Annotated in this window: 10 protein-coding genes; all 10 read right to left on the bottom strand. The window is 40.1% G+C overall.

The genetic code is table 11. From position 1 onward, the window contains the following. Positions 1 to 51: 51 nt before the first annotated feature. The 10 genes from ftsA to ABJQ32_21090 all read right to left on the bottom strand — a co-directional run bounded on the left by ftsA (position 52) and on the right by ABJQ32_21090 (position 12,485). Complete coding sequence (ftsA, locus tag ABJQ32_21135; GenBank protein ID MEP5292171.1) at positions 52 to 1,347, bottom strand: cell division protein FtsA; 1,296 nt, start codon at positions 1,345 to 1,347, stop codon at positions 52 to 54. Positions 1,348 to 1,372: 25 nt separating this feature from the next. Then, a complete protein-coding gene (locus tag ABJQ32_21130; GenBank protein MEP5292170.1) occupies positions 1,373 to 2,131 on the bottom strand; it encodes a hypothetical protein in 759 nt (252 codons plus the stop codon). Beyond that, the gene (gene murC / locus ABJQ32_21125) at positions 2,124 to 3,518 is read right to left on the bottom strand and encodes a UDP-N-acetylmuramate--L-alanine ligase (protein ID MEP5292169.1); all 1,395 of its coding nucleotides are present in this window, start codon (positions 3,516 to 3,518) and stop codon (positions 2,124 to 2,126) included. The genes ABJQ32_21130 and murC overlap by 8 nt, the downstream gene beginning before the upstream one ends. After that, complete coding sequence (murG, locus tag ABJQ32_21120; protein ID MEP5292168.1) at positions 3,515 to 4,594, bottom strand: undecaprenyldiphospho-muramoylpentapeptide beta-N-acetylglucosaminyltransferase; 1,080 nt, start codon at positions 4,592 to 4,594, stop codon at positions 3,515 to 3,517. The genes murC and murG overlap by 4 nt, the downstream gene beginning before the upstream one ends. 26 nt (positions 4,595 to 4,620) lie before the next feature. Continuing rightward, positions 4,621 to 5,772 carry an FtsW/RodA/SpoVE family cell cycle protein gene (locus ABJQ32_21115; GenBank protein ID MEP5292167.1) on the bottom strand — a complete coding sequence of 384 codons (1,152 nt, stop codon included), beginning with the start codon at positions 5,770 to 5,772 and terminating at the stop codon, positions 4,621 to 4,623. Positions 5,773 to 5,890: 118 nt separating this feature from the next. Continuing rightward, positions 5,891 to 7,270 (bottom strand): UDP-N-acetylmuramoyl-L-alanine--D-glutamate ligase, encoded by a 1,380-nt coding sequence (gene murD, locus ABJQ32_21110; GenBank protein ID MEP5292166.1) that lies wholly within the window; start codon positions 7,268 to 7,270, stop codon positions 5,891 to 5,893. Next, positions 7,270 to 7,638 carry a hypothetical protein gene (locus tag ABJQ32_21105; GenBank protein MEP5292165.1) on the bottom strand — a complete coding sequence of 123 codons (369 nt, stop codon included), beginning with the start codon at positions 7,636 to 7,638 and terminating at the stop codon, positions 7,270 to 7,272. The genes murD and ABJQ32_21105 overlap by 1 nt, the downstream gene beginning before the upstream one ends. Continuing rightward, positions 7,638 to 8,813, bottom strand: coding sequence for a phospho-N-acetylmuramoyl-pentapeptide-transferase (gene mraY, locus ABJQ32_21100; GenBank protein MEP5292164.1), 1,176 nt, complete (start codon positions 8,811 to 8,813; stop codon positions 7,638 to 7,640). Before mraY ends, ABJQ32_21105 begins: the two co-directional genes overlap by 1 nt. Positions 8,814 to 8,934: 121 nt before the next feature. Continuing rightward, entirely contained in the window at positions 8,935 to 10,386 is a 1,452-nt protein-coding gene (locus ABJQ32_21095) for a UDP-N-acetylmuramoyl-L-alanyl-D-glutamate--2,6-diaminopimelate ligase (GenBank protein ID MEP5292163.1), read from the bottom strand. Beyond that, positions 10,386 to 12,485 (bottom strand): penicillin-binding protein, encoded by a 2,100-nt coding sequence (locus tag ABJQ32_21090; protein MEP5292162.1) that lies wholly within the window; start codon positions 12,483 to 12,485, stop codon positions 10,386 to 10,388. The genes ABJQ32_21095 and ABJQ32_21090 overlap by 1 nt, the downstream gene beginning before the upstream one ends. Positions 12,486 to 12,508: the final 23 nt, after the last annotated feature.

The raw sequence follows: 12,508 nt of genomic DNA, 5'->3' as shown, positions 1-12,508 counted from the left end.
ATGAGTTACGAGTTATGAGCCATCTCGTGGCTCGCAACCAATTACTCTTCACTAACTAATTTTATCATCAAAATCATCGATTAAAAGACCTTTCGTTTTCTCCAGAATATTGGAAAAGAACTTATTGCCTTGTTTCATCTTTTTCTTTCCTTCTCCTTTAAAAGAGGGAACCTCGGAATACCTTGCTTCTCTAATATCCAATGCTTTAAATCCTGAAAGCACCAGACCAACAGTAGTCGCAAACATTGGGCTTTTAGCTGCATCCACTTTGCTTCTACCCAGATGTTCATTTGGATATCCAATTCGCGTGTCTAAGCCAGTCATATATTCAAACAATTGGCTCAAGTTTGTCAATTGAGAGCCTCCTCCTGTCACCACAATACCTGCCGCAAGTTTTTTATTGTAACCTGAACTAATAATCTCTGTATGAGCGAGTTCAATGATTTCTTCCATTCTAGCTTCAATGATGTGCGCAAGGTTTTTAATAGAAATCTCTTTTGGAGGTCTATTCCTCAAACCTGGAATAGATACGATCTCATTCGGGCTTGCTTCTTCAGATATCGCTTTACCAAATTTTGTTTTCAGAAGTTCTGCCTGATGTTCCATCACCATACAGCCTTGCTTGATATCCGATGTGATAATATTACCCCCAAAAGGGATCACAGCTGTGTGACGAATAATGTTGTCATAAAACACGGCGACATCCGTCGTTCCACCACCAATATCAACCAGGCAAACACCGGCTTCTTTTTCTTCATCACTTAAAACAGATAAGCTGGACGCGAGTGGTTCCAAAATGAGATTCTCAATCTGGAGCCCAGCTTTTCTCACACACTTGTTTATGTTGTTGATTGCGTTAGTCTGTGCTGTAATGATGTGGAAGTCTGCTTCTAATTTCACCCCAGTCATTCCAACCGGATCCATGATGCCATCTTCATAATCTACTATGTAGTCCTGAGGCATCACATGGATAATTTCACTACCTGGAGGTGTTACAATTCTGTGCATATCACTATTCAGGCGACTTAAGTCTTCAATAGTAATCTCCCCTTCTGAATCTTCACGAGTGATCCCACCATGATGTACCGCGCTCTTAATATGCTGCCCTGCAATACCTACATTGACCACTTTCACATCTATTCCTGACTGCTCACTTGCTTCTGCAATTGCTTTCTCAATAGCTCTTACAGTTTTGTCAATGTTGGTTACAATTCCACGAATCACACCATCAGATACTGCCTTGCCCATGCCTAGTATCTCCAGCTTTCCGTATTCATTCTTCTTACCAACAATGGCACAGATCTTTGTCGTGCCTATGTCTAATCCAACGATGATTTTATCTTCCATAATATCTATAATTTCTTGGTGATTACTACTCGCAAATAATTTGATTTTCAAACTTCAAATTGACCCTACTATAGCTGTTCCAGCCCTTCTTGGGTAATATTTCTTTATAGAAAGTCATCAGTTTTGAAAATTTACTTTCAAAGTCTTCTGGCCTTCCAAATTCTATAATCTGTTTTGTTACTTGTGGAAACATGTCTACTTCTCCATCTTTCTTTACAACAATATGAGCTATCTGAGCTTTCCAAAAATCGTCAGCTTCAATAAATGTAAGTAGATCAAAAACCTGCATTCCGTATTTAGACTCATTCAGATTTTCCTCCCATACAAAGTCAAATTCCGTTTCCACTAACGGTACCCTAGCCGTATGTTTAGCATTTACTGGGAGAACACGGCCTTCAGAATCTATGTAGCGATCATTTTTTCCGTCTACAAAAAGTCTGGCTATCGGTTTACTCTGCTTGACCTTGACCTGAAGATTTCCCTTTAGATCTCTATATACCTGAGCATCTCTTACAAAAGGATTGGTTTCAACGCGTTCTTCTAAAATTTTTGGATCTAAATCTCCCATCTCTACTCCTATCACATAATCCGCACTCTTGTCAGTCATCAAGTCCACTACTTCCAGCTGATCAGTGAAGAAATTCCCCTCCTGCTCAAGTATTTCAACTTTAACTCCTTCTACAGGACGGCCATTATTTTTTATGCTCACAAATGTGATTAGGGAAAGCAAAAGCAATCCGCTGAACGAGTAGATCAATATGTTTTGCTTCTCTTGCTTACTCATCTTCTTCAGATTTTGAGTTGAACTTGTTTCTCATATAGTCAGCAACTTTTGGAACTTCACGATCAATATCACCAGCACCAATGGTTACCACAATATCAAGGTTATGGTTATCTAGTTCCATGAGCAGGTAATCTTTTGGAACCATCACCTTCTTTTCATTCTCCATCAAATCAAAAATTGATTTTGAAGTAACTCCAGGAATCGGTTCTTCGCGTGCAGGATAAATATCCAATAGGATTACTTCATCTGCTTTATCTAAAGCTTCTGCAAATCCTTTCTTGAAATCATCGGTTCTGGAATATAGATGCGGTTGAAAAATAGCCGTGATCTTACGCTTGCCTGCCAGTGATCTTACAGATTTTAAAAAAGCCTCAATTTCTTGCGGGTGATGAGCATAATCATCAATCAATGTTGTGTGAGGACTTCTGAAGATGTATTCAAAACGTCGCTTAACGCCAGCATAAGTCTTCATTCTTTTCCTGATCTCCTTCCCTTCCATTCCCAAATCCAAGGCAACCGTTATGGCCGCCAAAGCATTTTCTACGTTGTGATATCCAGGAACCTCGAGATGTACATCTGCGATTTTCTCCATTCCGTATCTGTAAGTAAATACGAATGCTCCATTTACAATTCGAAGCGCATCAGCTACAACATCGCCATTCTTGATAGCGTACGATACATATTTATTTCCAGGGTTGATTTTGAACCCAGCATCGGAATACATCAATACTTTACCTTCTTTTGGTGTCTTTTTCACAAACTCCTCATATGTGTCAAGCATTGTGGTTTCATCTCCATAGATATCCAAGTGGTCTGGATCTAAGGAAGTGATAATCGTGTAGTTAGGATTCAATTGCATGAATGAGCGATCGTATTCATCTGCTTCTACGACGATAGGTGCGTCTCGATCTCCAATAATCAGGTTTGTACCTGTATTGGTCATAATTCCACCAACAAAAGCTGAGCAACCCTTCCGAGAAGCGCTAAGCAAATGGGCAATCATTGAGGTTGTTGTGGTTTTTCCGTGCGTACCGGCTACAGCTATCGTAAAATGATTTTTAGTAATCATCCCCAAAACTTCTGAGCGTTTCATAACGGTAAACCCACCGTCAAGGAAATAGTTAAGTTCTAAGTGATTTTCTGAAACTGCGGGTGTAAAAACGACTAATGTCCCCTTTTTCTTTAGAAATGTATCTGGAATAAGATCTAATTGATCTTCATAGTGAACTTCAATACCTTCTTCTATAAGTTTTTTTGTAAGACTTGACTCTGTCTTATCATAGCCAGCAACCAACGCTCCATTTGCATGAAACCATCGAGCTAATGCACTCATACCGATACCTCCTATACCGATGAAAAAGACGTTATTTACTTCTTTTAGTGTCATGCAATTAAACTTATTACCTCATTTGCAATATCAGTAGCCGCATTTTCATGCGCCATGGCTTTTATATTCTCAGACAATTTTTCTTTCCTGTTTTTATCATTCAGTAGGCTGATTGCTTCATCAATAAGCGTTTCCACAGCCTCTGTATCTTTCACCATTTCAGCAGCATTGTTTTCCACCAGAGCCATTGCATTGATGGTTTGATGGTCTTCAGCTACGTTTGGAGATGGCACTAATATGGCAGGCTTTCCGGTGAGCATTAATTCGGCAATAGAAAGTGCTCCGGCTCTTGAAACAACTACATCCGCACAAGCGTACGCAAAATCCATTTGGAAAATGAAGTCTTTCAAAATCATCTTTCCATCATATGTATTTGAGCGTTCAAGCATTTCTTCATGATAAAATCCTCCGCACTGCCAAATCAATTGGATACCTTCTTTTTTTAGTTTTTCGAGACCTGCCAATAAGCTTTCATTGAGCGTTCTGGCTCCCAAACTCCCACCTATTACAAGAAGTGTCGGTTTGCTACTGTCCAGCTCAAAATGTTTATATGCTTCAGTGATTCTATTTGGATTAAGCTTAATTGTTTTTCGAACTGGATTACCTGTGACTACTAGTTTGTCAGCTGGAAAATATTTTTCCATCCCTTCATGAGCTACACATATTTTTTTCACTTTTTTAGCTAGCCACTTATTGGTTAAGCCAGCATACGAATTTTGTTCTTGAATGAGTGTTGGAATTCCCTTTCTGGTTGCTGCATAAAGCAAAGGACCACTTGCATAGCCACCTACACCGACTACTACATCGGGCTTAAATTTTTTCAATAAAACGTATGAGCGCATAATGCTTGAGCATAGCTTGAATGGGAACATGAGATTCCCTGCCGTAACCTTTCGTTGGATTCCACTAATCCAAAGTCCTTCGATTTCAAAACCCGCAGCAGGAACTTTGTCCATCTCCATCTTTCCTTTTGCTCCTACAAAAAGAATCTCTACATGCTGAAGCATTTCTTTCAATGCCTGTGCTATAGAAATAGCTGGATAGATGTGGCCTCCTGTGCCTCCTCCACTAATCATAATGCGATATGTTCGTTCCTTTTCGATTATGCAGCTTCTTTATATTGATTTCCAATGGTCCCTCCAAGGTTACCTCGCTCACCACGACTCACGCTAAGAATAATACCCAATGCAATTCCTGCGAATAGCTGGGATGTACCTCCCATGCTTATGAATGGAAGTGTCAATCCTGTAACAGGACCTAAACCCACGGCAACCCCCATGTTGACTAGCGCTTGCATGACAAGCGCAAAACTCAGTCCCGCTGAAAGTAGCCCTCCGTATGCACGATCATTATCTTCTGCCGCTTTCATTCCCCTGTAAAGCAATGCGAGGTATAAAAACAGAATAACGATTCCACCGATGAGCCCATACTCTTCGAGAACAATTGCATAAATGAAATCTGAATACGGATGTGGAAGAAAATTTCTTTGATCACTTTGTCCAGGTCCTTTTCCAATTACTCCCCCTGAAGCAATTGCTATATATGCTTGCTTAGCTTGATATGGTGTATCATCATTTATAAAATCTTCGACTCTGGACATAGCCGTGCCTCCTCTCTGGCCAACCATAAAGGCGACTGATCCAAATGCTGAACATATTAAGACAAGCATTGCCAGGTACTTAACTGGAACCCTGCCAATGAATAGCACAAGCATGCATGTCAAGAATAAGAGAATAGCGGAAGAGAAGTTTGTCAATGCGATTAATCCGCAAATTAATCCGATCCAAAAAAGCATAGGAACTATGGCTTTCTGGAAGTCATCAATTGATTTCTGTCGCTTTGAAAGCATACTGGCCAACGTGACAAGTAATGCTAATTTGGCTAAATCAGATGGTTGGAATGCTTGATTGATAACAGGGATTGTTAACCATCTTGAAGCTTCATTGATGTTCGTCCCAAATACCCAGGTGAATAACAAAAGAGGCACACATAGCCATAGAACAAGCTTCGAAACTTTTGAATAATAGCGATAATCTAACCGATGTGCTAGCCAAATTGCCACTAGGCTGACTAATACTAAAACTGAATGTTTTATCAGGTAATACTCCGTATTGCCACCCATCATTTTATATGCCAGACTGCCGGTAGCACTATAGACCACCATGATGCTGAATAATGAAAAAATGAGAACGATGAACCAAATCACCGGGTCTCCTTTCAGGTTTCGATATGCCCAATTTTTTACGCTGTTCATGATACGAGTTGTTTTAGATTCAACATCCTCTTGCAATCTTCTTGAGATACAATCCTCCCCCTAGCCCCCTCCAAAGGGGGAAATCGTTTTATTTCGGATGGGGCGGTATTCATTCTCATTACACTTCTTTCGCTTTTAGTTTCTTACTCAACTTGGTTACTTCACGTTTGAATTTGTCTCCTCTGTCTTCGTAGTTTGAGAATAAATCGAAGCTGGCACATGCTGGTGATAGCAACACCACGTCTCCTTCTTCTGCTAATTGATACGCTTGTTGAATTGCTTTTTTTGCACTATCAACTTCAATAATCTTATCCAGTTTAGAATCAAAATATTCAGTTAATGCATGGTTGTCTTTACCCATACAGATCAGCGCTTTGACCTTCTTTTTGACAAGTTTTTCTATCTGTCCGTAATCATTTCCTTTATCTATACCACCGGCAATCCAAATGATATTTCCTTTAACACCATCTAAGGCGTAATACACTGAATCCACATTAGTAGCCTTGGAATCGTTAATGTATGCCACTCCATTAATTTCTTTCACAAACTCCAATCTATGTGGCGCGTTTTTGAAATTCTTCAACCCTTTCAGCACTTTCTCAATCGGAACTTCCATGCAGAGCGCACTCAAAACAGCTGCCATGCTATTCACCATGTTGTGCTTCCCTATAAGAGAAATTTCGGAAAGTGGAATTTGGTATTTTTTAAAATCTTCTTTGAACTGGTAATTGAAGATTAGGTGTTCGTCTTTTAAGTAAGCATTCAACTTATTATTGTTAGAAGCAGTCATAGCAAACATGCTTGCCTCCACTTTCCTCTTGTTAATCTCTTCAGTAACAGGTTCTGAATCTGCACAGTAGATAAATGCTTGTTCGTTGGTCAGGTTTTCAATAATGCGAAACTTAGATGTCACATATCGATTGAAATTATACTCATATCGATCAAGATGATCAGGGGTAATGTTTAGCAACACGGCAACATCTGGTCGGAAATTAGTAATTCCATCTAGTTGAAAACTACTTACTTCTACTACATAGTAATGATATCCACCTTCGGCTACCAATCCGGCTAGGCTCTTTCCGATATTACCTCCTAAGGCAACTTTATATCCAGCTGTTTTTAACAGATGATAGGTCAGTAATGATGTGGTTGTTTTTCCATTGGTCCCTGTAATAGCGACCACTTTTGCTTTGTCTATAAACCTATAGGCAAACTCCACTTCGGAAATGACAAGGATTTCCTTATGTAAGAGAGTTTGAATCAAAGGAACCGAATCAGGGATGCCTGGGCTTTTGACCACTAGCGACGCATTTGTAATCAGCTCTTCCGAATGTCCGTTTTCTTCAAATTGTATATCCTGACTTTTCAGTGACCTTCTTCGGTCAGGTGCAATACCCCCTCCGTCAGACAGGAATACATCATAGCCCTTCTGCTGAGCAAGCATAGCAGCACCTATACCGCTCTCACCTCCGCCTAATATGACTATGCGTTCGTTCATTAGTCTTCTTTTTTAACTTTTTTGTCAATGATATGATCGAAACATTTAGAGTAGATAGAAACCAACTCATACCCATCTTTCAAGAAATCATTGATCAAACTAATCTTCTGCTTCTTATTTGCCATCTCTAGTTGATCCAGAATGAACAGCACTTCGTCTGTTTCATCTTCCAACTGGCTCATGATTTGATTGAACTTTATTTCTGATGATGCAGAAACAAGTTTCAGAAAACGTTCGTCAATTTTTCTTGCACTTCTAATCAACATAGAAGTAGCTTGAACTAGAGTTCCAGAAGGAATCAGTTCAGAAAGCTGTACTGCACTTTTCTGAAATTTTTCGTTTAATTCGTGAATTTGTGTTACTGTCATTACCTGATTTTTAGGGTTGCTAGTGTGAAAATGGCTAAGAGTATTCCTACGGTCCAGAAGCGAGCCACAATTTTTGCTTCATGGATTCCTTTCTTTTGATAGTGATGATGAAGAGGAGACATCAAGAATACTCTTCTACCTTCACCGTATTTCTTTTTGGTGTATTTGAAGTATGCCACCTGTATGATGACTGATAGATTTTCAATAACGAAGATTCCGCATAAAACAGGAATCAAAAATTCTTTTCGAATGACGAAAGCTAATACTGCGATGATACCACCCAGTGACAGACTGCCCGTATCTCCCATAAATACCTGTGCAGGGTAGGCATTATACCAAAGAAAGCCGATGCAAGCGCCCACAAATGCGGTACAAAAGATCACCATTTCCGCCGAGTTTGGAATGAACATGATGTTGAGATAGTCAGCAAAGATGGCGTTACCAGATAAGTATGCTAAAACTGCTAGCGTGAGACCTATAATTGCACATGTTCCTGCTGCTAACCCATCTAAACCATCAGTAATGTTTGCACCATTCGATACAGCAGTAACAATGAAGATCACTACAAATATGTATAAAACCCATGCGTAATCAGCTAGAAAGTCAGGTAGCAGCCAATCATATTGAAATTCATTGTTGGCTACAAATGGTATGGTGGTAAGCAGTGAATTTTCATCTTTGAAAGCCTCTCCTGAGAAGTCTCTCACGACGATATCATCATGAAATACCATCACCAGGCCTACTAACAATCCAAGTCCGATCTGTCCTATTACTTTGAATTTTCCTCTTAGCCCTTCTTTGTTCTTCTTTTTTACTTTCAAATAGTCATCCAAGAAACCGATTACTCCCATCCAAAGTGCTGAGATAATCAACAATAAAATATAGATATTACTGAGATCTGCAAGCAGTAAGGTTGGAATGACAATTCCAGAAATGATGATAATTCCGCCCATGGTTGGCGTTCCCTTTTTCTCCATTTGTCCATCCAGACCCAAGTCACGAATGGATTCGCCTAGCTGATATCTATGGAGCATATTGATCAATTTCTTACCAAAGGTGATCGTGATTAATAGCGATAGTAATGCCGCCATTCCTGCTCGAAATGAGATATACTGAAACAGTCCCGCTCCCGGGAAGTCTATTTGATTCAGATATTCAAACAAGTAATTCAGCATAATTTTTAGATTCTAGTCATAAGTTTTGAGTTTCTAGAATACATCCCCCAGCTCACCCACATATCCTCCCGCCCCCCTTCAAAGGGGGAATTTTTCATAACGATATCTTTAAATTCTTTCATCAGTTCAATAATTCTCCTAATACCTCCCGATCATCAAAATGATGACGTTCTCCATTTATTTCTTGATAAGTCTCATGCCCTTTACCCGCAACAAGAATGATATCCTTGTCTTTGACCAGATTACAGGCTGTTCTGATAGCTTCCTTTCTATCTTCAATCACCATCACATTTCGTTCTTTAGATTTCGGAATTCCCATTTTCATATCCTCCAGAATCTGTTTTGGATCTTCGCTACGAGGATTATCAGAAGTCAAGATGATTTTATCACTTAGGAGTGCTGCTATTTCGGCCATTTTAGGACGCTTGGTCTTATCTCTATCTCCGCCACACCCAATGACGGTCACCAGTGTTTCATTTTTGGTACGCAAATCATCTATGGTCTTCAACACATTTTCCAAAGCATCTGGCGTATGCGCATAATCCACAATCGCCATCACATTTGACTTGTTATCTATTTTCTCAAATCGCCCACTTGCACCTGAAGTCGTAGAAAGTCCGCTTAAAACGTCTTCCTTTTCTTCGTCTAACAAGATTGCGATTGAGTATACAGTCAGTAAATTGTAGGCGTTGAATTCCCCTATTAACCTGAACCAAACATCGGTACCATCAAAGTTTAGCTCCAGGCCTTGAAGTGTATTATGAATGATGCGAACTTTGAAATCAGCCATTGATCTGATTCCGAAGCGGAACTTATCAGCTTTGGTATTCTGTAGCATCACACTTCCACGTTTATCATCTGTATTGACCAAGGCAAATGATTCTGACGAGAGTCCATCAAACAAAAGCTTCTTCGCAGCTATATACTCATCGAAGGTTTTGTGATAGTCCAGGTGATCATGAGAGATGTTGGTAAATACTCCTCCCGTAAAATGTATTCCAGCTACTCTATGCTGAACAAGGGCATGTGAGCTTACTTCCATGAAGCAATGGGTACAACCACTCTCAACCATATTGGATAAGAGCGAATTGAGTTGCACTGCATCTGGTGTCGTAAAGCTGGTATTTAAGATCTCGTGATTAATCTTGTTTTCCACAGTAGAAAGCAAGCCCACAGTATAGCCCAGGTTTTGGAAAAGCTCGAAAAGGAGTGTTGCACAAGTGGTCTTACCATTCGTTCCTGTAATACCTACAAGCTTAATTTTTTCAGATGGTCTATCGTAGAAGTTAGAGGCGATGATACCCAGTGCTTTCGAAGAATTATCCACCTCTACATACGTGATCGATTCGTTTCTTTTCTTCGGGGTTGACTCGCAAACAATAACCTTCGCACCACTTTCTACAGCTATCTCAATGTAATCGTGTCCATCAACAGTCAATCCTTTTACTGCGACAAACAGGAATCCTTGTTCTACTTTTCGAGAATCGAAAGCCACGCCAGAAACTCCCTCTTCTCTATTTCCTATAAGAGACTTGAGTGACACCCCAAACAATATGTCTTTTAGTGTTTGCATTAGCTCATTTGAAGTTTAATGGTTGAACCTTTTGCAATCTTTCCGCCGGGGGTCATTGACTGAGTCGATACCCTTCCTCTTCCATCCACTTCTACATCAAGTCCCAGATTTTCTAGCACATAGATGGCATCACGGAGTGTCATTCCTCTAACATCTGGTACTACTTCATACTTGACTGAATTTTCTTTCCAATACACAGCATCATTAATCACTCTTGTTTTTACCCACTCCGACTCTGTTTTTGCATGGTTGGAGATACCGAGCTCATTGCAGATCATCGTCAATTCATCACGCTTTCCAGCCTTGATGTATGGAAAAACTCCTGTTACAAAAGTCCGTTCCTGTGTACCAATTTCATGCATATCTAATTCGAGTGAATAGATTTTGTCAGCGATTTCCTTAAATACTGGAGCTGACACATCACTACCATAAATTTGAAAGCCTTTCGGGTTATCAATTACTACGATGCAACTATATCGTGGAGCTTCAGCAGGGAAATATCCAGCAAATGAGGTATAGTATTCTTTCACATATCTACCATTCTTTACCTTTTTAGCTGTTCCGGTTTTACCAGCAATTTTATAGTGACTGTAGTTGATGTTTTTCGCAGTTCCACGTTCAACTACACCTTCCATCATCAGCTTCAATTTTCTCAATGTCTCTTTTGAAGCAATTCGATCATTGATCACTTCTGTTTCGAATTCCTCTACCGTACGATCGGCCTTCATCACCCCTTTCACAATCATTGGCTTTACCATTTTTCCATTATTGGCAACAGCATTGTACAAAGCGAGCATCTGAAGAGGCGTCATTTTCAACTCATAACCATGGGACATCCATGGTAGGCTTACCCCGCTCCATGTGCTATCTGAAGAGTCTTTAATGTAAGGCTTACCCTCTCCAACCATTTGAAAATCAAGTGGTTGATGGAGTTTCATACGTTTAAGATAGTTGATGAATTTATCTGGTTCGTTATCAAAATGGCGAGACACCAACTTGGCCACACCAATATTCGAAGACTTTTCAAATACTTCTTGAATGGTCAGTTTTCCAAAGCCACCCGGCTTATGGTCGCGCATGGTTTTATCAAAAAATTCTAGTTTCCCATTACCTGTATCAATAGAATCCGATAGCTTAATGTCTGTTTCTTCCAATAGCGCTATCATACTCGCAAGCTTAAATGTTGAGCCTGGCTCACGAGAACCCTGACTACCTACGGCATAGTTATATCTTTCGTAATAGTCACCCTCTGTATTTCTACTTAGGTTTGAAATAGCTTTGATTTCTCCTGTGCTTACTTCCATTACGATTGCTACACCATAATCCGCATCATGTTTTTGCAATTCGTCAAGTAATGCTGATTCTGTTACATCCTGAAGGTCTACGTTGATGGTTGTTTGAATATCGAACCCATCTACCGGACGTCTTTCCGTGCCATCATATATTGGCTTCCAGCCACCCCCAGCCATTTTCTGGTAAAGCCCTTTGCCATTGATACCAGCAAGCTGTGTATTGAAGCTATACTCCAATCCCACCACTCCTCGATCGTTTGCATTTACGCTTCCGATCGTTCGGATACCTAAATGAGAAAAAGGCAGAAAGCGCTTCTCTACTTTTTCAAAAAGTACTCCTCCTTTTAATCGACCTTCTCTGAAGAGTGGCCAGTTTTCCATGAGCTTCTTATCCTGATAGCCTACTTCCTGTCTATTGAGTGTTAGGTATCGACGGCCATTCTTCCGAGCATTGTCAATTTTTCGCTTGTATTGTGTCGGTGTTAAGCCTTTGTAATACCTGGCTAATAAATAGCTAAGCGAGTCAATGTTGTTTTTGTAGAGTCCATTCGTTGGTAAATAAGGATCAATCGCCAATCGGTAAAAAGGAAGTGAAGTAGCTAATAAGCTTCCATCATCCGCATAGATGTTACCACGAGTCGCTTTGACATTCATTGCTTGAATACCAAGCGTCTCCCCCAGGCTTCTCCACTTATCACCTTCTACATATTGAATTTTGGCGATACGAAACACAACTAATCCTGCCACCAAGAAGGTGAGGATGAATGCGATACGAACTCTTAGTACTATGTCTTTTTTTATGCTCATTAATTCAATTAACCTCCCCCTAC

It is taken from the genome of Marinobacter alexandrii (genome assembly GCA_039984955.1).
Taxonomy (GTDB): domain Bacteria; phylum Bacteroidota; class Bacteroidia; order Cytophagales; family Cyclobacteriaceae; genus Ekhidna.
Note: the sequence above shows the minus strand (reverse complement) of the source record. Positions and strands in the feature narration are given on the sequence as shown.

What these genes read in the sequence shown, in the direction of transcription:
- ftsA (MEP5292171.1), bottom strand. Translation starts at nt 1,347, where the DNA reads ATGGAAGATAAAATCATCGTTGGATTAGACATAGGCACGACAAAGATC.
- ABJQ32_21130 (MEP5292170.1), bottom strand. Translation starts at nt 2,131, where the DNA reads ATGAGTAAGCAAGAGAAGCAAAACATATTGATCTACTCGTTCAGCGGA.
- murC (MEP5292169.1), bottom strand. Translation starts at nt 3,518, where the DNA reads ATGACACTAAAAGAAGTAAATAACGTCTTTTTCATCGGTATAGGAGGT.
- murG (MEP5292168.1), bottom strand. Translation starts at nt 4,594, where the DNA reads ATGATTAGTGGAGGAGGCACAGGAGGCCACATCTATCCAGCTATTTCT.
- ABJQ32_21115 (MEP5292167.1), bottom strand. Translation starts at nt 5,772, where the DNA reads ATGAACAGCGTAAAAAATTGGGCATATCGAAACCTGAAAGGAGACCCG.
- murD (MEP5292166.1), bottom strand. Translation starts at nt 7,270, where the DNA reads ATGAACGAACGCATAGTCATATTAGGCGGAGGTGAGAGCGGTATAGGT.
- ABJQ32_21105 (MEP5292165.1), bottom strand. Translation starts at nt 7,638, where the DNA reads ATGACAGTAACACAAATTCACGAATTAAACGAAAAATTTCAGAAAAGT.
- mraY (MEP5292164.1), bottom strand. Translation starts at nt 8,813, where the DNA reads ATGCTGAATTACTTGTTTGAATATCTGAATCAAATAGACTTCCCGGGA.
- ABJQ32_21095 (MEP5292163.1), bottom strand. Translation starts at nt 10,386, where the DNA reads ATGCAAACACTAAAAGACATATTGTTTGGGGTGTCACTCAAGTCTCTT.
- ABJQ32_21090 (MEP5292162.1), bottom strand. Translation starts at nt 12,485, where the DNA reads ATGAGCATAAAAAAAGACATAGTACTAAGAGTTCGTATCGCATTCATC.